This is a genomic window from Pelagicoccus mobilis (assembly GCF_016595505.1).
Classification (GTDB): domain Bacteria; phylum Verrucomicrobiota; class Verrucomicrobiia; order Opitutales; family Opitutaceae; genus Pelagicoccus; species Pelagicoccus mobilis.
This window is the reverse complement of record NZ_JAENIL010000017.1, coordinates 64,629-85,780: the sequence shown is the minus strand read 5'-3', so window position 1 is coordinate 85,780 and position 21,152 is coordinate 64,629. Positions and strand designations below refer to the sequence as shown.

At 53.6% G+C, this 21,152-nt stretch carries 16 protein-coding genes and 2 tRNA genes; 7 read left to right on the top strand and 11 right to left on the bottom strand.

Annotation, left to right across the window (positions count from 1 at the left end):
• The first annotated feature begins 41 nt into the window (after positions 1-41).
• Together JIN87_RS10875 and JIN87_RS10870 are read left to right on the top strand one after the other, a co-directional pair.
• Entirely contained in the window at positions 42-899 is an 858-nt protein-coding gene (locus JIN87_RS10875; RefSeq protein ID WP_200355585.1) for a hypothetical protein, read from the top strand.
• Between the two features lie 168 nt (positions 900-1,067).
• Positions 1,068-2,843 carry a cellulase family glycosylhydrolase gene (locus JIN87_RS10870; protein WP_200355584.1) on the top strand — a complete coding sequence of 592 codons (1,776 nt, stop codon included), beginning with the start codon at positions 1,068-1,070 and terminating at the stop codon, positions 2,841-2,843.
• Positions 2,844-2,952: 109 nt separating this feature from the next.
• Here the strand turns inward: JIN87_RS10870 and JIN87_RS10865 are convergent, their stop codons facing one another.
• From JIN87_RS10865 to JIN87_RS28575, 7 genes are all read right to left on the bottom strand, one after another.
• A complete protein-coding gene (locus JIN87_RS10865; RefSeq protein ID WP_200355583.1) occupies positions 2,953-4,155 on the bottom strand; it encodes an RtcB family protein in 1,203 nt (400 codons plus the stop codon).
• Between the two features lie 75 nt (positions 4,156-4,230).
• Positions 4,231-5,145 (bottom strand): hypothetical protein, encoded by a 915-nt coding sequence (locus JIN87_RS10860; protein WP_200355582.1) that lies wholly within the window; start codon positions 5,143-5,145, stop codon positions 4,231-4,233.
• A 222-nt stretch (positions 5,146-5,367) separates the two neighbouring features.
• The gene (locus JIN87_RS10855) at positions 5,368-5,988 is read right to left on the bottom strand and encodes an HNH endonuclease (protein WP_200355581.1); all 621 of its coding nucleotides are present in this window, start codon (positions 5,986-5,988) and stop codon (positions 5,368-5,370) included.
• 181 nt (positions 5,989-6,169) lie between these two features.
• The gene (locus JIN87_RS10850) at positions 6,170-7,276 is read right to left on the bottom strand and encodes a slipin family protein (protein WP_200355580.1); all 1,107 of its coding nucleotides are present in this window, start codon (positions 7,274-7,276) and stop codon (positions 6,170-6,172) included.
• Between the two features lie 483 nt (positions 7,277-7,759).
• Positions 7,760-7,831 (bottom strand) — tRNA-Met (locus JIN87_RS10845).
• Between the two features lie 303 nt (positions 7,832-8,134).
• A tRNA-Lys gene (locus JIN87_RS10840) sits at positions 8,135-8,213 on the bottom strand.
• 614 nt (positions 8,214-8,827) lie between these two features.
• On the bottom strand, positions 8,828-8,956 hold the full coding sequence (locus JIN87_RS28575) for a hypothetical protein (RefSeq protein WP_267909379.1): 129 nt from the start codon (positions 8,954-8,956) through the stop codon (positions 8,828-8,830).
• 189 nt (positions 8,957-9,145) lie between these two features.
• Here JIN87_RS28575 and JIN87_RS10835 point away from each other — a divergent pair, with 189 nt between their 5' ends.
• From JIN87_RS10835 to JIN87_RS10825, 3 genes are all read left to right on the top strand, one after another.
• Positions 9,146-9,547, top strand: coding sequence for a DUF6515 family protein (locus JIN87_RS10835; RefSeq protein ID WP_200355579.1), 402 nt, complete (start codon positions 9,146-9,148; stop codon positions 9,545-9,547).
• A gap of 170 nt (positions 9,548-9,717) precedes the next feature.
• Positions 9,718-10,686, top strand: a complete 969-nt coding sequence (locus tag JIN87_RS10830) for an acyl-CoA dehydratase activase-related protein (RefSeq protein WP_200355578.1) — start codon at positions 9,718-9,720, stop codon at positions 10,684-10,686.
• A complete protein-coding gene (locus JIN87_RS10825) occupies positions 10,683-11,657 on the top strand; it encodes an acyl-CoA dehydratase activase (protein WP_200355577.1) in 975 nt (324 codons plus the stop codon). The genes JIN87_RS10830 and JIN87_RS10825 overlap by 4 nt, the downstream gene beginning before the upstream one ends.
• A 74-nt stretch (positions 11,658-11,731) precedes the next feature.
• Here the strand turns inward: JIN87_RS10825 and JIN87_RS10820 are convergent, their stop codons facing one another.
• The 4 genes from JIN87_RS10820 to JIN87_RS10805 form a co-directional block, all read right to left on the bottom strand.
• Positions 11,732-12,136, bottom strand: a complete 405-nt coding sequence (locus tag JIN87_RS10820; protein ID WP_200355576.1) for an energy transducer TonB — start codon at positions 12,134-12,136, stop codon at positions 11,732-11,734.
• A gap of 295 nt (positions 12,137-12,431) precedes the next feature.
• Positions 12,432-13,634 carry an alginate export family protein gene (locus JIN87_RS10815; RefSeq protein WP_200355575.1) on the bottom strand — a complete coding sequence of 401 codons (1,203 nt, stop codon included), beginning with the start codon at positions 13,632-13,634 and terminating at the stop codon, positions 12,432-12,434.
• A 114-nt stretch (positions 13,635-13,748) separates the two neighbouring features.
• Positions 13,749-15,380, bottom strand: a complete 1,632-nt coding sequence (locus JIN87_RS10810) for a sulfite reductase subunit alpha (RefSeq protein WP_200355621.1) — start codon at positions 15,378-15,380, stop codon at positions 13,749-13,751.
• 107 nt (positions 15,381-15,487) lie between these two features.
• Complete coding sequence (locus tag JIN87_RS10805; RefSeq protein WP_200355574.1) at positions 15,488-17,245, bottom strand: NirA family protein; 1,758 nt, start codon at positions 17,243-17,245, stop codon at positions 15,488-15,490.
• A 481-nt stretch (positions 17,246-17,726) separates the two neighbouring features.
• On the opposite strand from JIN87_RS10805, the gene JIN87_RS10800 reads away from it, so the two are divergent.
• Positions 17,727-18,788 carry a hypothetical protein gene (locus JIN87_RS10800; RefSeq protein WP_200355573.1) on the top strand — a complete coding sequence of 354 codons (1,062 nt, stop codon included), beginning with the start codon at positions 17,727-17,729 and terminating at the stop codon, positions 18,786-18,788.
• A gap of 54 nt (positions 18,789-18,842) precedes the next feature.
• On the top strand, positions 18,843-21,116 hold the full coding sequence (locus JIN87_RS10795; protein WP_200355572.1) for a molybdopterin oxidoreductase family protein: 2,274 nt from the start codon (positions 18,843-18,845) through the stop codon (positions 21,114-21,116).
• Positions 21,117-21,152 lie beyond the last annotated feature (36 nt).

Below are 21,152 nucleotides of genomic sequence, written 5' to 3'. Positions count from 1 at the left end.
AAGGCAGAGCCCGTTATCCCAAACGGGCATTCCCCTCGACTATGACTGACGGACAGTCATTTTACCTGGTGCTCTCGATCTTCTACCTGATCGAGTGCATCAAACTCGCCCCTCCTGGATCCATCGCCCTCGTCGGCCGGACCGGAGCCTTCGGTCGCTGCGCCCCTCGCCCTCCTCTCATGATGGCTTGGGGACTCAAGAAGACAGTCTTCATAGCGCCCTTCCTCCCTTGGCCTGGAGCCATCTATCTCGTCTCATCCTATACCGAGAAACGCAAAGGGTTTGGACGTATAAGCACCGTATCAGGAATCCGGCGACACCAGAAGTTGATCCAAGACGTAACCCGAAAGCTAAGGCCCCTCGCTGTCATAAACCTGATCAACTTCTTCCTGCTGCTCCCCCTCGTCTACATCAGGACCTACGACGAAGGCATGATCTTGCTCACCTTGGCCTACAGCTACGCCACCCAATTCGGCACCGCCCTCCACTACCGAGTCCTACACAAACGCCTCCTCCCCAGCTTCGAAGCCGACCGCCTCAAGACCACACTCTACACCGCCTTGCTCCCCTGGCACGCTCCACGCTGCTACGACGAGCTAACCCTGCGTTGCTCCCTACGCTGGGATCCCATCGCAGCTCTGGCGGCAAACGCTGCAGACAAAGCCACTCTCGCCCTTCTTCAGCAGCATTGGCGAAACGCCCATTTCCTCCCCAAGCCCGAGTACCCCGCCCCAGCCCTTGCCGCCGCCTTCAAACAAGTCGATCTAGACCCTTCAGACTGGCTAGACGCTCCAAAAACGCTCGACGGCTCACTCTACTGCCCTTGCTGCCATTCAGGCTACACCCCCCCCGCCACCCACTGCGCGGACTGTAAGGGAGTGGAACTAGTCAAGGCCTAGACAACACTGTAAGCCGCCGCGCTGAGACGACATCGAGGCGCTGGCAAACGCCCTGACTGGCAAGAAAACCAAATACCTCCCATCAACCACGCTTATCCCTCCTTTCTACTCTAAAAGAAGAGTCGAACTTCAATTGAAATCAAGTGCGCCGAGTTGCACCCTAGGCGCATGATTTCCAGATCGCTCTCCAAAGCTCTCAAGCGAATCGCCAGCGCAAGCGGCCTCACTCTCGGCCTGCTCGCCACGAGCACTCAAGCCACCACACCGCTCTTCGAGGAAAACCTCTCCAACGCCTCCTTCCCTAAAGGAGTTTGGAAGGTCAAAAACGGCATACTCTCCGCCAGCGAGGACAAATGCATCTGGACCGTAAACGAATACCAGGATTTCGTTCTCGACCTAGAATTTCGCAATTCCGCCGGCACCAACAGCGGCGTCATCATCTACTGCTCGGACACCAAGAACTGGATCCCCAACTCCGTGGAAATCCAAATCGCCGACGACCATTCCGAGAAATGGGCCAAAGCCGATCCAAGCTGGCAAGCAGGCGCTTTTTTCGGACACAAGCCAGCCATCCAACAAGACGTAGTCGCACCAGCAGGTAGTTGGAATCGCATGACAGTGACTGCAAGCGGGCCGTACATCGTCGTGGAAATGAATGGCGAACTCGTCAACCGCATCGACCTCGGCGACTTCACTTCCGCGACCGAAGCGCCAGACGGAACGAAAATCCCCGAATGGCTCAGCAAACCATGGGCCGAACTCCCCACCGTCGGAAAGATCGGCTTCCAAGGCAAACACGCCGGAGCACCAATCGAATTCCGCAACATGAGCATTCGTTCGATCTCCGACCTCGAGCTCAGTGCCCTACGTTCCGCCAACGGCGAACTCAGACAAAGCACTCAGAGCGGTCTCGTTCTCGGTCAAGGCGTCAACCTCAGCCACTGGCTCTCACAACGCGGTCCAGACCGGGAGTGGCCCGACTCAAACGACTTCTTCACCGCGGCAGACGTCGCGCTCCTCGCCTCTCAAGGCTGGGACCATGTTCGCCTCCCCATCGAGGAATCCATCATGTGGAAAAAGAACGGGAAGCGAAACAAGGAAGCGTTCGAAACTTTGGATACAGTTATCACCTGGATCGAAGCCGCCGGACTCAAGGCCATCGTCGACCTCCACATCGTCAACTCCCACCACTTCAACGCAGTGCACGACGGAGGTGAAAACACTCTTTTCACCTCGGAAGCCAGCCAAGAGCTCCTGTGCGACCTCTGGCGCGATCTCTCCTCATTCCTAAACAAATGGGACAATGACTTCCTCGCCTACGAAGTGCTAAACGAAGCAGTAGCGGACGAGCACGACCAATGGAATTTCGTAATCGCAAAAGCGATCAACGCAGTCCGAGAGCTGGAGCCAAACCGCCCCATCGTAGTCGGATCCAACCGTTGGCAACTCGCCAGCAGTTTCCCATTCCTCCGACTCCCCTCGAACGACCCGAACCTAATTCTCAGCTACCACTTCTACAGCCCGTTCCGCTTCACGCACTACCAAGCATCCTGGGTCGGCCACTACTACAACTACAACGGGCCGATCAACTACCCCGGTCTCCTCGTCACCGACGAGCAGCTCGCCGCAGTAGAAGATGAAGAGATCCGAGCCATGCTCGAAGAAAACCAAGGACCTCATGGCAAAGAGGCGATGCGGCAAGAAATGATGCCGGCGATGGAGTACGCCCGCATCCACCAGCTCCCCCTCTACCTCGGTGAATGGGGATGCCTCAAAACCGTCGATCGCGATGATCTTCTCGTCTGGTATCGCGACGTGGGCGAAATCCTTCGCGAAGAAGGCATCAACCACGCCATCTGGGACTACCAAGGCAATTTCGGCATCAAGGATTACGAGTCAGGTAAAGTGGATACAGAGCTCCTCCAAGCGATCCTAGGACAATAGAATCTCCCATAAAGGTAGCGGCCGCTGTCCCCAGCGGCCATTCCCCAGAGTCCAAATTCACAGAGTCCAAATTCACAGAAAACGAGAGTCTATCCAGACTCTCGTTTTTTTAATCTTCCGGACGCTCTCCAGCCGGAGCCATCTTGACCAAGCGAGGGAAGAAGCGTGCCACCGACTCAACCAGATCAGACTGGGCAGCCATAACCTGATCAATGTCCTTGTAGACAAACGGAACTTCGTCGAGTCCCGCCGACAGCAAGTTCACTCCACGATCCTTCAGCAAACGTTGAGCATCCTTCCACTTCAGCTTGGACTGCGCTTTTTTGCGGCTCATCACGCGTCCCGCTCCATGCGAAGCGGAATGCAAAGACTGAACACTCCCCTTCCCACGAACCACATAAGCCGGGCTCGCCATCGAGCCTGGGATAACACCTAGCACTCCTTTGCCCGCTGGAGTCGCACCTTTACGATGCACGATCACCTCTTGGCCGTCATGAGTTTCCTTCCAAGCAAAGTTGTGATGGTTCTCAATGTCGAGGACGGGCTCGAGTCCAAGGTTCTCCGCAATGTGTTTATGGATACAGGCGTGATTCGCAGCTGCGTATTCGCCCATTAGCTCCATAGCCGCCCAGTACTCCTGCCCAGCTTCGGAATCGAGGTCCAACCACGACAAGTGCTGCAACTCCTTTGGCAATTCCGGATGAGCGGCTCGAGCGAGTTTACAGTAATGCGAAGCCACATTCGCGCCCGTCCCACGACTTCCGCTATGGCTCATAAGAGCAACATAAGTTCCGGGCTCAACACCAAGCGAGGCATCGCGGATTTCGATTTCGCCAAACTCCACGAAATGGTTCCCGCTACCGCTAGTACCCAGCTGCTTCCACGCCTTGTCTTTGCATTCCTGAGTCACTGGCGAAACCGACCAATCACGGTCGAGCACATAATGCTCACGCTTCTCGCGAAAGAACGCGCCGACACCAAATTTAGTTTCCTTTTGAATGGCTTCCGTGAATCGCCCCTTCCCTTCGTCGCGAAGCAACCGCTTAACTGGGATGTCGAACACGCTCAGCTTCATGCGGCAGGCGATGTCCACTCCCACCGCATACGGGATCACCGCATTCTCGGTAGCCAGCACCCCGCCGATCGGCAGACCGTATCCAACATGGGCATCAGGCATCAACGCCCCACGTACCGATACCGGCAAATCGCAGGCATTCTTCATTTGCTGTACCGACATCTCGTCCAAGTCCTCTCCCCATTGCCTGCAGGGAGCCGGAGCCTCACGTGGCACAAACTGTGTTTCGTTATTCATTTTTCGAGAAGGTAGGAGCGTGCTTGTCACGCGAACACATTAGCTCGTTCGCCACCAAGCACGCTCCTACCCATATTACTGTTCTAATCCTTTCTTGAAGTCCAACCGGTAGAACTCCGCGTTGGCCTTCCTTTTCATGTACCGCTCCAAGAAGCGCGGCACCTCGCCCGTTCGCTTGAAGCAGAACTTTCGGGGCAGCGACTCGTACAAGGAGCGCGGAGGCAGATTCGTATCGATTCGCTTGAGCTTACACCCGCTCGCATGCGTGTGATAATACACTTTGCTCAACCCCAGCTCTTCCCGAATAAACCAGAGCGCTGCCGCCAAGATCGCCTCTTGCCAAATACCAGCGTATGGAGGCAAGACCTCCATAAAGTAGGGAATCGACTTGCGATCCTCTTCCCCCATTTCCTCGAGCTTCATGTGACTGATCCGAGTTAAGCGATTCTTCGCATAGCGAACCCAGTCCGTCTGAACTTCCTCGATCAAGGCTTCGTCGGTTTCGAAACTCAAATCGATACGAGCCCACGCCAAAGTTCTATACGGCGGGCGAGCAACCGGGTGAGCTGAAAACTCGAACGGACGATATCGGTCGTCGATGCTTCGTTGATACGGAGCATTGTGCAAATTGCTGAAGTTTAGCTGAAGCACGAGATTCGCATCACATCCAGTCGTCTGATACCAATTACGTTCGGCATGTCGGTTATGTCCCCACTGCCCTATCGTCAGCAAAAATGGATACACTTCATTACCCCAAACATTTTCGAAGTCACGAGCGTTCAATCGACCCGTCCCTACTCCCGATAGCACATCCTTGACAACCGCCTTCTTCAAAAGGCCAGCAAAGCGAGACGCCTTTACGTCAGCAACGGAACGTCCAGCAGCGAAATACCGCATCAGGTCCACCGCATACTTCTCCTTAAAATAGAAATACTTTGTACGTCCTTCAGGTAAGATCGCGGCGATCTCCTCTATCAATTCAGTTTTCATTGGGGGAAATTAATTGCATCAACCAAGTCAGTTGAAACGGATGCCAACCTTGTAGGGCCGTCGCTTGCGACGTGCCGCAGTGCCACCTCCTGCAATGCGGCGTGTCGCGAGCGACAGCCCGACAGGGGCAGCGGAACTGAGATTCTTAATCTAGCTTAGCGGATAATCGGAAAGAGAAGCCCGCCCGCCACCGATCTTACGGCTTGGCGGACGAGCTAGGTTTTAGGATTCATCTTTAATGAACCACCTCCAGTCGGCGTGTTTCATTTCTTGGATTCGACGGGAGATGGGTTGGGCTTCGGGAGCCCTGGGTTTTCGAAGCAGACGCAGACCTGCTTCTTCTGGCAGTCGGTCCGCTTTGCGCGTGTTCACGGCTTTGTCGGACCAAACCAGGTTTTCGAAGGAATTCTGACCACCCCGAGAACGGGGGATAACGTGGTCGAGATTTCCCTTGGACCATGGGACGCGGCGACCGGTGTACTGGCAGATTCCACCGTCACGCTCGAAGATAGAGCGCCGGTTTACGCCGGGATTCCACAAGGGCATTCCGGAGTAGTTGGAAACTACGATCACGGTCGGGACGCGGACCTTTCTCCGAGGAGTTCGGATGGAGAGGTCGAAGGAGCGTACCGGAAGCTCCATCCAAGCATCTCCATCCACCGGGACGCAGTCGATAGGCCCGGACAAGTCTGCCCTCCCATCCTCATCGAGCGGGTAGCGAATATCCATCGCCAGAGCGGTCCCGCCCATGAGATCGCAGAATGCCTGCCGCACTGTACGTTGGCCAATCGCACGCCAGGTACGATTAAGCGTCAGCACAATTGCCTTATCTATGTCTATCATCTCGGTTTCCTATTTAGGAAAGAGATAAAAGCGTGTGTTCTTTTAATGGATACTCGAAGTGTAGGAGCGTGCTTGTCACGCGATAATTCTGAGCACGGGCACAGTTATGTCTATCGCGTGACAAGCACGCTCCCACGAGAATCAAACAAAAGTCGCCTCCCCTTTCAGGAGAGACGACCGTTTAGATCAGCTTTGTCAGCGACTCCGCCAAGCCCTTCTCGCCGAGAACGACTTGTAGGTTCGCTGTTTTGGATACGCTTTCCAAAACTTCCAGCTCACGCAAACGCATGAGGACTGGATTGCTTTCCATCAGCTTTGCTGTGTTAAGCTGGGAACGCATTGCCGCGGTTTCTTCACGACGCTTGATGACGTTCGCTTCGGAAGCCTTCTGAGCCTCGATCACTTGGTTCATCAAGTTCTTCATATCGCCGGGCAAGATCACATCGCGCACGCCAAGGCTAACCACCTCGAGACCGAAGTCGTTCGCAACTTTCGCCACGTATTCCTTCGCGTTCTGAGCGAGGTCTTCCTTGCCACTTAGCAATGTATCCAGATCGCGTACACCCACCTCGGAACGCAGAGCTAGCTGTGTCTCACGGTAGAGAGCTTGGCTTGCGTCTTGAGAGGCTTCAACGGACTTACGTTCGTCGACCACACGGTACGCGAGAACGGCATTCAGACGCAGGGTGACCTTGTCACGAGTCATGATATCCTGCCCCGATACGTCCAAGACCTGCTCACGCTTTTCCACGAGCTGGATCTTAACCTTGGCTACATTCTTCCAGAACGCGTGTTTACCGGCAGGCAAAGTTTCTCGGTACGCTCCATCAACGAAGAGTACACCCACTTTACCTTCGGGCACCTCGACCACTTCAAACAATTGAAGCGCCGACAGGTTCTTGAGGACGGACACGAGATCCTTACGGACGAGCTTCAGATCATTCGCATCGAAACGCTCGATCTCGACCTTTCGCAGCTGGTTCCACAGACCGTATAGGCCAGGACCGAGCACTGAATCGAGACGACCGTCCACCCAAACAAAGGCACGCTCGTTGTCCTTCAGGTCAACGAATACGGCCTTGTCCTCGAGCAGCTCGGACTTGCTCAGCTGGTCGAGCTCAGTGGAACGGATCCAAGGATCACGCTGGTTTAGCACGTCCACGCGCAGGACGTTCTGGAAGTCGAAGAGCCAATGCTTTCCCTCGCCTACCAATTTGATGAAACGGCCATTTTTAAAGACGAGACCGAGTTCGTCATACTTCACTGTTTTCCGTATAGGTAGCAACATAGCTGGCTCCTTTCTAATAGGGTCGGATCATTCCAACCGGGTTAAATTGAGGTAGGGCTCGCTGGCCCAGCGAGCCGCATAATCATGCACTAGCCGAAACGGCTCACGCGCCACTCGCACCCTACCATTCGCAACGTTTAAAATAATGTGAGCCACCAAGGGACCACTGGTACCCACTCTCCAAGCTTTCCGCGGGCACTGCTTTGAGAACTGCCAAGCAGCTTCCGGCAGTCAGATCTTCAGATCATCGTTCACTCAAAATTGAGTGTTCATCGAACTTGAAGTCTAAATGCCGTCCAATACCTAAACAGATCGGTATCCAGCAGCTCCAGGCGTTCCACTTGTTGCCAGACGCAACGATCATCGCTACATCCCGCAAGATTGGATAAGGGCAGTCCCTTGGAGACTCGGTTAGTATTCGCTATTCCTAATTGCGAGTTAGGCGAGGACTCGAACCTCTAGGACTTCTCCTATACCATTGGTGGATGTGCCGGAATCGAACCGGCGACAGGTTGAATATGAGTCAACTGCTCTACCCTACTGAGCTAACATCATCGATGTGGCATTCACGGCCGCTTAAAGACCAATCACAGGACGCAGAGTACCGACGCACAAGGCGGGCCTCAACGCTGCTGGAATCGATCGTGAAATTGATACAAATTTCTGCCCACTAAGGACACGAAGGAGCACGAAAGCACTCTCTCAAAAAAATCCTTCGTGAATCTTAGTGCACTTCGTGGGCAAAAAATGAGAATTGTTTAAGTCAACACTCCGATTGGCTTCGGGAGCTGGGGTCGCACCAGCATTGCGGGATCCAAAGTCCCGAGTCCTACTATTTGACGATCCCGAATCAATTTATGGTGAAGGCGGCGGATCGGGAGTCCGCGCGAACCGGTTTAAAGGACCGGGGTTCTTAACCCATGTGAACTACACCTTCATAAAAACGCGTCTGCCTGGCAGGTAACGCTCCTGCTCCCCCTCGTTCCCAGAACGAGTGCCTCACTTCTCGGCCTCAGACAGATGAAAAAACTGGAGGGCAATGCTCCGTCATTTCCTTTGCTGCACCTTGACGAAGGCGGCAATGACGGAGCATTGCCCTCCCATTAAATCATTATATATAATATCCATTAAAAGAACACACACCTTCACCCCTCTCGTTATATCATTGCACAACGGTTTGGACGGCCGGCGGTTTTTGTCCGGTCGTTCTATTGCTTCACGTGGGCACAATATTAAAAGCCACATAAATCTGGGTACAAAAAGGCCCGCGTCGTTTGGATCGCGGGCATACAGATCGATGGACTCGATGGTCTAGCCATCTTGCTCATCCGTCTGCCCGCTGGGCCCTTGCTCATTTTCTTCGTAATGGCTCTGACAGAGCTCTTCGAAGTCTTCTATCGGTTATTCTAAAGGTAAGGACCAACCGATATACATCTGCATCTCATTGATCATCTTTCTATTACGTTTCTTCATTTTAAAATTTCCGAGCACAAAAAGGCCCGTAACTCACTGGGAGTGTACGGGCTGCAGGAATCGAACTAGCGTCTTTCGCTATCGATACACAGCCCTCCGTGCTTCACTCTCCGCATAACCAAACGCTACCGTTGGCAATGCATCCCCTAGCTGGGAGGCACGAACCGAATCGGTTATTTGGATACACTGTAGGTTTCTCTTGATCATTTTGTGAATGAAGAACGGATACAGGAGCACACCCTTCCGTCAACCCCAAATTATATAAATTTTAATTTTTATATAATCCACACCCAATCAAATATCATTTTCGTTAGCTGACAATATTGAGAGTGAGTTTCATTTGCTGTTCTCAAACGATCGGAAACGATTCCATTACGAAACTGTAATTCTTCTCTCATGCCCGCCTCATCTAGCCCGAGTACGATTGCTGTCATGATAAGATTCAGCACCAAACTACTCGCCGCCGTTTTGATCGTCTCCTCGCCACTCGCCCCCATCGCGGTTCCGGAAGCGGATGCGAAAGCAAGCCTACAAGTCGGAACGATCATTGGCTACCAGCTTCCCGCCAGCGCGGTCACGATCAAAGTCGGCAACACCCGCTACCACACCCACAAAGGAGTCTACTACCGTAAAACAACTCACGGCTACAAGGTCGTCAAAGCCCCGCGTGGGGCGATCATTCGCCGACTCCCCCTCGGCTACAAACGAGTCGTTCTCCGCGGAAAAACTTACTTTCGCGTTCGTGACGTCTATTACATCAAAGCCAGCAAAGGCTATAAAGTAGTCATACCCACGTAAGGATGCGCGAATCGGAGCCTTCGCCCTGCTACCGATGTAAATTCCTATGGTAGGTTCGCTAATTGGCGAATTACCAAAGCTACTCAGTACAACCCATTCTTGTACGCTTCGCTTTTCCGAGTAAACTCTCCTTCGCAATCAACGAAAGAGCGGGAACCTAAACTCGAAAAGTGACCCCAGACGAAAGACGGGTTGGCTTCCCTGTCATGGGAGGCGTCATCTCAAAAATCATCAAACGGTTTTTGACGGACCTCAACTTGCAAGTAGTCGAGCCTCCCCCGATCACCGAAGAGACAATTCGAAGGGGCGTGAAACTGAGCCCCGACATGATCTGCTTCCCCTACAAAGTGACACTAGGCAGCATCATGCAGTGCCTGGAAAAGGGAGCGAACACCATCCTGCAACAAGAGTGCCATCATGAGACGGTATGCCGGCAGAAGCAATTCGCGGCCATGCAAGCCTACCAGCTCCGTCGCGTCGGCTACACAAACTTCGAAATGCACGGAGTGAATATCCGTAAGCTCATCCAGGTAATGTCGAAAATCTCAGGAAAGTCATTCTGGGAAACCACTCGCCTCACCGTTCGCACCCTGAACTCCCTCGAGCTGGAGGACCAGCAGCACTGGGACGACGACGGCATCAACATCGGAATCCTCGCCGAGATCTACTGCGGTTGCGACGAAACCGTAAACTACAAGCTCGAGCAGAAACTGAGAAAGTTCGGAGCCAATCCGTACAACACAGCAAACGTCACCGACCTCTTCGCCAGGATCCTCAACGACAACCCATTCAACCCCCTGGGCCTCCTCAGGCTGGCAACACGTTGCTTCAAGCGTGACGAGAAATATGAATACAAAAAACAGGCCCAAAGCCTGTTCACCGGCGAGCTCGGAGGACACGCGATCCCCAACGTCGAAAGCCTACTCTGGCTCAAGGATCGCGGCGTAGACGGCATCGTACACCTCCTCCCCCTTTCATGCATGCCAGAAACAACTGTAGAGCCCTACATAAACGGCATCTGCGCCGACCATCGCATCCCTCTGCTGCGCATTCCTATCGACGAGAATAACTCCGAAGCCAATCTCGAAACCCGCATCGAAACCTTCGTCGAGATGATAAAACTCAGAAAGGCATCATGAACGCGGCATATCTAGGAATCGACTGCGGCAGCGTGGGAGTCAAAGCAGTCTTGCTCGATGCGAACGACCGAGTGCTAAAAGCTCACTATCTAAGAAATCAAGGCGTTTTGGATACAGTATCAGACTGCCTTAAAGAGGTCATCGACCATCACTCCGAAATCAAGGCTGTCGGAGTCACGGGTTCCGGGCGAAACTTCGTCAATCTGCTCGTCGGAGCCGATGTAGTGAAAACTGAAATACTTGCCCACGCCATCGGAGCCCTCTCCCGCCACCCGCAAGCCCAAACGATTTTGGATATTGGAGGTGAAGACTGCAAAATAATGAAGATCCGCAACGGGATCCTCGAGGACTATATCATGAACTCGGTCTGTGGAGCAGGTACTGGTTCCGTCATCGACTCGATCGCAAGCAGAATGGGTATCCCCATCGAAACCGTGGGGGATATAGCCTTAAAGTCCAAGAACCGCCTCTCCTTCCCTGGCAAATGCGGAGTCTTCACCCAATCTTCAGTCGTCAGCAGACTGAATTCCGGCGCTAACAAGTCGGACATCCTCATGGGCGTACTACGAGCCCTTGTATCCAACTACCTGATGCTTGGAAAACAAATGCAGCTCGAGCCGCCCTTCGTCTTTCAAGGAGCCACCTCACGAAACAAAGCCTTGGTGAAAGCCCTGCGCGAAGAGTTGGACAGCGAAGTGATCGTTCCCGACGAAGCTCCTTTCATGGGCGCTATCGGAGCTGCCATCTTCGCTCGAAAGGCCGAGCCCAAACGAAGCAACTTTAGGGGCGACATCAGCAAGCTCAACCTTCGTACCAAGAGCTTCTCAGCGCACGGATGCGACAACCGCTGCGAGCTGACCATCCTCTACGAGAACAAGACCATCGTCGGCTTCATCGGAAACCGCTGCGACAACTGCGCCCCAAAGATCCGCAGTAAACCGGCATCACTCGCCGAAGCAAAGTCGAACTAACCCATCCCCCAAAAAAACAAGGAGGTCTGCGAACTGCAGAACCTCCTCGGAAACTTTGCTTTGTCTAACCTCGGCTAGAGGCTGGCAAGAGCTGGCGTTTTAAGATCTTCAATTAAGAAGCTTACGGGGACCGTTACGGTTTGTGGCACTGGCACTCCATTCTGAGTCCCAGGCTGAAAGTACCAGTTTTTGACCGACTTGATAGCCGCATCTGCAAACGAATCATTTGACGTGGATACAACTCGGACATCGCTCACTTCGCCTCGCTCATCCACTCGCAGCAATAGCAAAGTCTTCCCTTGAATCCCTCGCTGCAGCATTTCCTGCGGGTACTGCGGCTTTACGGTTTCAAGTACATAGGCATCCGTCTTGTCTTCGATTCCAAAATCGATGGCGACCTCCTCAGGGGAAGAGGCGAAAAGCGCTCCACTGGCCATTGCCAATGCCAGAACGCAGAAGGAGATGAATCTTGTTTTCATGAGTTTGGGGTCCTTTCTAAGATAACGTTGTCACACCTCCGTAACATCGTCACATTAATGTAACTTCTCAAGTCAGAACCCGCCAACAGGGCAAATCGTAACATTTGTAAGAAATCTCCAAAGGGACCATATCCACTTTTTAGAGACAAAAGCTCTAGCAACAAAGGTAGCGTCCGTTGTCCCCAACGGACACCCTCAAAGCAAATGGCCGTTGGTATAACCACAAAAAAGCCCTCGCACCAAAGCGGCACGAGGGCACAGATCAATGAAATGTGTCGAAAAAGCGGTCTAAGCTCTAGAACTTAAGGTTAGCTTCTACGGTGAGAACTTGCTTGTCCACGCCACCGTAAGTGACGTTCTCAGCACCGTCGGAGCTGTAGTCGGCAAACTTGCCGATGAGCGTAACGTAGTCGTTGAGCTTATACGAAGCCACTACGTCAATTTCGCTACCGAGGTAGTCGCTAACGTTAGCAGCATCGAAGCTGTGGTAGAAAACCTTGATCGGTACATCGCCCGCCTTGAACCCAAACACTACATAGTAGTCTTCGAGACCTTCAGGCAAACCGCCGCCGAGACCGAGCGAAGAACCCGCGAACGCATCCGCGAAACCGTTGAACTTATGCACGGTCGCGAGTGGAGTTGTGAAACCTGTCACGCCATCGCCGTCCAGAACCTCAAGACCAGCCGCGAGACTCATGCCCGCGAAGGAAGCGCCAAACTCGCCAGCGTAGTAATCGAGATCGAAATCAGTCGGGCTGCCGCTATTGTCCACCTGCTTCGCGTAGCTGAAGCTGTAGTTGTAAGAGATCTCATCGCCTGGGATCTTGCCAACACCGCGGATGCCGTAGGTGTCGCTCGAAGCCAGCACCATGCGGTCGAAGTCGAGCATGTAAGCGAAGGCGTTGAGAGTGAAGTCGCTGCCGAACTTGGTAGCTGAGTTAACCAAAAGTCCAGTCAAGTCCTGAGACGTTGCGTTCACGCGGTGAACCGCATCGAGATAACCGAACTTGAGGGCTGTGTTGTCAGCCACGTCCACACCATAAGTGATTGCGTCGAAAGTCTGGATGTTCTGCCTCCAACCAACGTGGCCGATGAAGCGTTGGTCGTCCCAAGCCACGAGCTGACGTCCGAGCTTGGCTCCTCCATAGCTGAGCCAGATACGGTTCAACTCGGTCGTTGGCACGTCGAGAGCGGGGCGATCGTCGTTGTTGGCGAAGCTCACGTCTTCCATTTCAACAAGAGCCTGGAAGCCCTCGTACTCGCCAGTAGTCAGGGCGAGACGGGTACGGATGCTGTATCCGTTAACTTCGCTCGTTGGGGTATCGTTGTACTCGTAGCGAGCACGAGCATCGAGGCTGGCCTTGCTGCCTTCCTTTAGCCCTTCGAGCACGTCGGAAAAGGATTGGCCGTAAGCCATTCCCGCAACAGCAGCCAAGGAGCCGACTGTCATCATCTTTACCGTTCTCTTAGCGAGGTTCGGGATCATATGTGTATTCATCTGGTGTTATTTTTCGTAGTCTTTGATCTTTCGAGGCACGAAGTGCCCAGCCCCTCATCGTAAGATGAGAAATTCTTATAAAAATTGCTACTATTCCGTAATAGTATTAATTAATCAGTAAACATCGCGCAGGTATCGTTTAGATTTCTTAATACCCTCAACATAGGCGGCGGCTTCCTCCTCCGTCTTGCCGCCATGGGTTGCGATCACTTCATGTAACGCTGAATCAACGTCTTTTGCCATTCGGGACGCATCTCCACAGACGTAGAAATGGGCACCCGCTTCGAGCCACTTGTAGAGCTCGGCGCCGTTCTCTCGCATACGATCTTGCACGTAGACCTTTTCCGCTTGGTCTCGCGAGAAGGCTGTGTCCAGCTTGTTGAGCAATCCGCTCTTCTGGAAATCGCCAAGTTGATCTTGGTAAAGGAAATCGCTGGCCGCGTGCTGGTCTCCAAAGAAGAGCCAGTTCTGCCCAGCTCCTCCGACAGCCGCACGCTCCTCAAGGAAAGCGCGGAAGGGAGCGATCCCCGTCCCTGGTCCCACCATAATAACCGGGACACTCGGGTCTTCCGGCAACTTGAATGTCTTCGATGGGTGGAAGTAGATGCGAACCGGAGCTTCGCCGTCGTGATCAGCGAGGAAGTTCGAGCAAACGCCTTTGCGAGCACGGCCGTGCGCATCAAAGCGGACCACGCCGACAGTTACATGCACCTCATTCTCGTGGGCCTTCGGGCTAGATGAAATGGAATACAAGCGAGCGGCGAGCTTACCAAGTAATCCAAGTAAGGCTTCTGGGTTCTCGAACGTGACCGGAGCTTCTGTCAGCAAATCGATAAACTGGCGCCCCCAGACGTACTCCTTAAACACTTCCTTGTCCGCCGCAATCCCAGCGAGCGTTTCGCTTCCGCTGAGCTTAGCGTAGGCCTTCAAGCCCTTAATCGTGAGCGTCGTCACATCATACTCCTCTATTAGGAGTTTTCGGAGAGTTGAACCTTCTACCTCTTCGCCTCCGGTGAACCCTGCGGCGGCCAGCAAATCATCGACGTAGGCAGCGTCGTTAACTGGCACCACCGCAAGGGCATCACCTGGCTCGTAGCTGAGGCCCGAGCCTTCGAGCGAAATTTCAATGTGGCGAGTTTCCTTCGCGGACTCCTCGCTATTGAGATTGTAGTTGGTTTTTAGCTTCGCAGGGAAAGGGTTCTTTTTGCCGTATTCAGGCTCTTGAGACGCTTCTTCAGCTTCAGTCGATTCTGAAGCAGCCGCACCCGCAGCCTCTTCAACATTCTTAAGCCACGCGTCGAAGTCGTCGTCGTAATCAACATCACAGTCAACACGCTCTACGATCGAAGTTGCTCCAAGAGCCTTCAAACGAATATCAATATCGATCGCGCACTTGCAAAACTCCGGGTAGTTCGAGTCGCCAAGACCAAGTACGGAATACTTGAGTTTCTCTAGCTTCGGAGCTTGGTCTCCATGCAAGAAAGCGTGGAAGGCCGCGGCGTTGTCTGGCGGTTCGCCATCTCCGAAAGTGGACGTTACGATAAGGAGCAGTGACTCTTCACTCAGCTTGGAGACGTCGTATTCATCCATATCATAGACGGTCGGCACAAAGCCTTTGCCACCAAGCGTCTTGGAAATTTTGCGGGCCAAGCCCTCGCTATTGCCCGTTTGCGATCCCCAAAGGATGCTGAGAGGCTTTGCTTCAACAACAGCAGTCCCCTGCCCTCCGTCTTGAGAGGAGAACATACCGGCTAGGAAGCCGTTCAACCAAGCTCGCTGCTCGGTGGAAAAAGGTGCTGTTTCTGGAATGTAAGGTGCACTCACTTGAAAATCTTTCTGTATTTTTATTCTAACTACTTGCTTGGGACGGCGGCGAGCTCTTGCAGCTCCTCTACGCTCTTCTTGCTAGCGAACTCAACAAAGGTTTCGCCTTCTTCTCGCTCAGCGAGGTAACCCCGCAGGATGCTCGCGACTAACGGTTTGATCTCCGTAAAAGCTGTTCCCTTGAATACTTCCTTCGCTACCGCTTGCTCATTGTCGACACCTCCGCCGATCACGACGCTGTAGCCCTCATGGTCTTCACCATCGACTTTCACTTTTACGGACTGCATTCCGATATCCCCGATGTAGTGCTGAGCACAGGAGTGCTTGCAACCGGTCAGGTGGATATTGATCGGCGTATCCATATCTACCTCTTCCTTAAGGTAGTCGCCCAGCTCGACAGCATTCGCCTTCGTATCGGCAGAAGCGTACTTACAACCAAAGTTTCCAGTACAAGCGACAAGGCCACCCAAAATCGGATCGGCATCGCAATCGAAACCAAGAGTCGCAATCTCAGCGATAGCTGTATCTACATCCTCACTACTTACGTGGGGAATCAAAAGGTTTTGCCAAACGGTCAGGCGAATCTCGCCGGTGCCGTAGCGGCGAGCGATCTTCGCGATACCACGCATCTGATCGGGAAGCATCTTCCCAACAGGTATACGAACACCAATGAAGTTGAGCCCCTCCTGAGCTTGAGCATGTACACCGAGGTGGCCATGACGGCGGATCGGACGACGCACTTCGCACTCGGCGAGGTCCATTTTCACAAAATCGAAGTCGAGTTTTTTCTCAGTCTCTTCGACAAACTTCTGGTCGCCCCACGCATCGATGAGGTACTTGAGGCGAGCTTTGTTACGATTAGTGCGATCCCCATTCTCGACAAAAACACGAATCATCGCCGCGGCAGTCGCCAAACACTGGTCTGGCTCAATCAAGATTCCACAGTCCTTCGCAAATTGCTTATGCCCAGTGATCCCCGCAAGTTGGACTCTGAAGTAAACACCCGACTCGACCGACTGGCCTTCCCCGATGCGGACCGCATAGAATGCGATGTCGTTAGTATCCGCACAGACACTGATCGCACCGCCACCATCGAAGGAGATGTTGAACTTTCGCGGAAGACCGTAGAATTCACGCGTATTCAAAATCAGGTGATGCATCGCCTTCGCAAGCGGCTGTACATCGAAAATCTCATCCGGATCGAGTCCAGCTGTTGGAGACGCCGTGATGTTTCTCAGATTATCTGCTCCCGCACCTCGAGAGGTGAGTCCGAGATCGACGAGTTTTTCTAGTACCTTGACCGAGTTGCGCGGCTGGATCTCACGCAACTGGAAATTAGCACGAGTCGTGATGTGAGCGTATCCACCAGCCCAATCTTCCGCCATCTCTGCCATGCCATCAAGCTGATGAGCCTGCATTACACCACCAGCGATACGGCAACGGAGCATAAACGACTCCTGAGCGGGAGATACATTAAAGAGTCCGTAATACTTGATGCGGAACATATCCGCACCTTCCGGCAGTTTATCTGCGGCTGCGTAGCCACGTAGATCTTCGTAACAATCGAGGCCGTTCTTTTCGAACTTCCAACGCTCTTCCTTACAAAGATCCTCCGTCGAGGTACCATAAACGGTCTCCACCTCGGACCCGGCCGAGCTCGAATCACCTGTATACGTTCCATCAGAGAGCTTGCCGAGGTAGGGAGTGAAACCACGTTGGCCAGCACCCGCGAAAAAGCCCGCGAGATACTCCTTTTGCTCCTGTGTAAATGTTTGGTTCTGTGTCATCTGAGAAAGGCGAATCTCACAGTTTCAAGGGGGTTTTCCACTGGCTGAAACTCGCCGCACTATGTTGTCATCCACCAATTAGCAGCCGCGATGCCAACCCAATGGAAACTCTTTTCTCAAAAGGCCACGATTTCGACCAACTCGAGTCTACACACACACACGCCGCCATGCTTAACACTAATAATCAACACCTTACTCAATTCATGAAAATTATCGAATAGGTGCAGAAACGAAAATACGCTTCATTTTAAGCGACCCTTTTGCATAAAAGCACTAATACGTGCGCTTCTTTTTCCATGCACCGAATTATCCATTTTTATCAGATCAATGAATTTTGCTCATTTTCGTAAAAAGAGAGAAATTCTCAGGATTTCAGCCGGTTTTTCGGGAAAACAAGTCGCTATGGCCCCCGATTTGCTAAAAGCCCAAACCTGTCGTTTGAGCGCCTCGCCAAACGCCAGAAAGACTTCCGAAAAACAACATGAGCCAAAACCCAAAAGCTAGAGCTTTCACAGTCGGCACCTCCCTGTCGCTCGCGACCGTCGCGGGCATCTACTTCGGTTCCGGCATGCTTGAGCATTTCGACCCGGCCCTCTTCTGGTACGCCGTCGCCTCAGTCCTTGCCGCCTACGCGGTCGGCTACCGCTTCACCCTGTGGGCAAGCCGCCCACCCTCTCGCATGTACTTTAAGCGCGGCATGCAAATGATATTCGGTGGTGGCCCCAAGTACAAATCGAACAACGCACCATCCGCCGCCGGCGAAATCGCGAAATCCGCCGCCACAAATTTTGCCGCTCAGAACTTCATACGCGAACGCAGCTATTTCCGCTGGATCATGCACCTCTGCCTCTCAGGTGGTTGCACCTTAGCCTTCGCTGTCACCTTCCCGCTCGTGTTTGGCTGGCTACACTTCACGACCGCGCCGGATAACGCGGAAATCTATAACGTCGTGGCCTTCGGTGTTACAGTAAGAACATTCTCGATACACAGCATCGAAGCGACCCTGGCCTTCAACGCCCTCAACATCTCAGCCGTCTTCGTCTTGATCGGACTTTTCATGGCTGGCTACCGACGCCTCACCGATGCGGGCGAACGAGCGACACAAACCTTCTACGAGGACATCCTCCCTCTTATACTGATCGCCGCAGTCACCGTTACCGGGATCGCACTGACAATTAGCTATAAGTTCTTCGACGGACTCTACCATGGATCCATGGTTTGGGTACACCTTCTCAGCGTTGTCGCCCTCATTTTCTACATCCCCTTCGGCAAACTCTTCCACATGTTCCAACGCACTTGTGCCCTCTGCGTCACTGCCTACAAGAAAAAGGGAGCGAAGGAAGAGCAAGCGACCTGCCTCGTAACTGGCGAGGAGTTCGCCTCCCAACGTCACGTCGATGACCTCAAAATAGTACTCGACGAACTCGGCTTAAACTACCGCTTCACAACGGAGGACGGAAAAGAAGTCCACTACCAGGACATCAGCCCACAAGGTCGCCGCCGCCTCATCGCCCTCAACCAAGGCAAGCTCCTAAAAAGGTAGGGCGGCATCGCCGAGGCCGCCGCATCAACCCAATCATTCAATTTTTCCTTCCAGATGGCAAAACTAGCACTTCCAGAAGAATCTTACGCTGACCAGTTCGGCCCACACCTTAACTATACGCCAGAAGGCGGTTGGGACACCCGCGAACCAGACAAGCTCGTCGACACACACTGCTGCTTCTGCGGCGTTCAGTGCGGCATCACCCTCAAGGTTAAGGAAAACCGCGTCATCGGCTTCGAGCCGAGAGAAGACTTTCCCGTCAACGAAGGTAAGCTCTGCCCGAAAGGCGTAAAACGCTACATGCAAAACGAGCACCCGGACCGCCTGAAGTCCCCGCTCATTGCCGACCCACTCACTGGTTTCCGCAAGGCAAGCTGGGACGAAGCGTATTCAAAAACCGTAGACGAGATTAACCGCATTCAAGCAAAGTACGGTAAGGACTCTTTCGCCTTCCTCGGCGGTGCATCGATGACCAACGAGAAAGCCTACCTCAATGGCAAGTTCGCTCGCATCGCTCTCCAAACCGCAAACATCGATTACAACGGCCGCCTCTGCATGGTCTCCGCCGGTGCCGCCAACAAGATCGCATTCGGCATCGACCGTGCGGCAAGCCCATGGGAAGACATCCCCAAGGCCAAAGTAATCATCCTAGCGGGAACAAACCTCGCCGAGTGCTTCCCAGTTCTTACTAAGTTCATCTGGAAGGCTCGCGACAACGGAGCGAAGATCATTGTCATCGACCCACGCGTCACTCCGATCGCACGCACCGCAGACCTTTACCTCCCCGTTAAGCCAGGTCGCGACAGCGCCCTCGCCAACGGCATCCTTCACCAGCTGATCAAAAACAACTGGACCGACGAAGGTTTCCTCGCCAACCACACCGATGGCTGGGAGCAAGTCGCTGAGACCGTCGAAAAATACACTCCTGAATACACCGAGAAGATCACTGGCGTTCCAGCTGCCAGCATAATCAAGGCAGGTGAACTCTGGGGACCTCCAGAAACTTCCATGCTACTCCACGCTCGCGGAATCGAACACCACACAAAGGGCGTCGAGAACGTACTGAGCTACATGAACCTCGTCCTCGCCACCGGCCGCATCGGCCGCGAAGGCTGCGGCTATGGAGCCATCACTGGACAAGGCAATGGCCAAGGAGGACGCGAACACGGCCAACGCTGCAACCAACTCCCAGGCGGTCGCGACATCAACAACAAGGATCACCGCGAACACATCGCCAATTTCTGGGGCGTCGAAGAAAGCTCTCTCCCTTACGAAGGCCTCACCGCTTGCGAAATCATTGACGCCATCGAAGAAGGCAAAATCAAAGGCCTCCTCTCTATCAGCTTCAATCCACTCGTATCGATTCCCGACTCGAACCGCACTCGCAAGGCCCTCGAGAAACTCGAATACTTTGGCTGTATCGACTTTTTCATGAACGAGACCGCACGCTACGCAGACGTTGTAATGGCGGGCTCACTACAGGAAGAAGACGAAGGCACAGTCACCACCGGCGAAGGTCGCTGCGTTAAGCTGAACCAATCCGTCACTCCTCCAGGCGACGCCAAGGCTGACTGGAAGATCATTTGCGATCTCGCTGAACGCCTCGGCAAGAAGGACTACTTCGACTACACCGGCCCCGGGCAAATTTTCGACGAACTCGCTCGAGCCTCAGCTGGCGGCGTGAATGACTACTCCGGCATGAGCTGGGAACGCATCGAGCAGGAGAACGGCGTATTCTGGCCTTGTAAGGGCGAAAGCCATCCAGGCACCCCTCGCCTCTTCGAAGACAAGAAATTCTACACGCCAAACGGCAAGGCTCAGATGAAGGGCTTCGAGTACCGTCCACCAGCTGAAGACGTGGACGCCGAGTACCCGATCATCTTCACCACCGGTCGCGTTGTTTCCCAATATCTCAGCGGCACTCAAACACGTCGCATCGGAAGCCTGGTCGACCAATACCCAGAGCCACTCTGCGAACTCCATCCAATGCTCGCAGATCACCTAGGTATCCAAGATGGCGATATCCTAAAGGTATCCTCCCGCCGCGGCCACATCATCCTGCCCGCCCAAGTCGTGAAGACGATCCGCCCGGACACCGTCTTCATCCCTTACCACTGGGCCGATAAGAAAGCCGCCAACCAGCTCACCAACCGAGAGCTCGACCCGACTTCCAAGATTCCAGAGTTCAAGGTCTGCGCCTGCAAGGTTGAGAAGATCGAAGACGCACCGAACAAGAAATACGAACTCGCCGGACAGATCGCAGGCAAGCCGCCTAGCTCTCCGATCAAGTTCTACCCGAAGCCGCCCGAGCACTTGAGTGCCCGATAAACGGATACGCAACGCCACCCGAATTACACCAAGCCC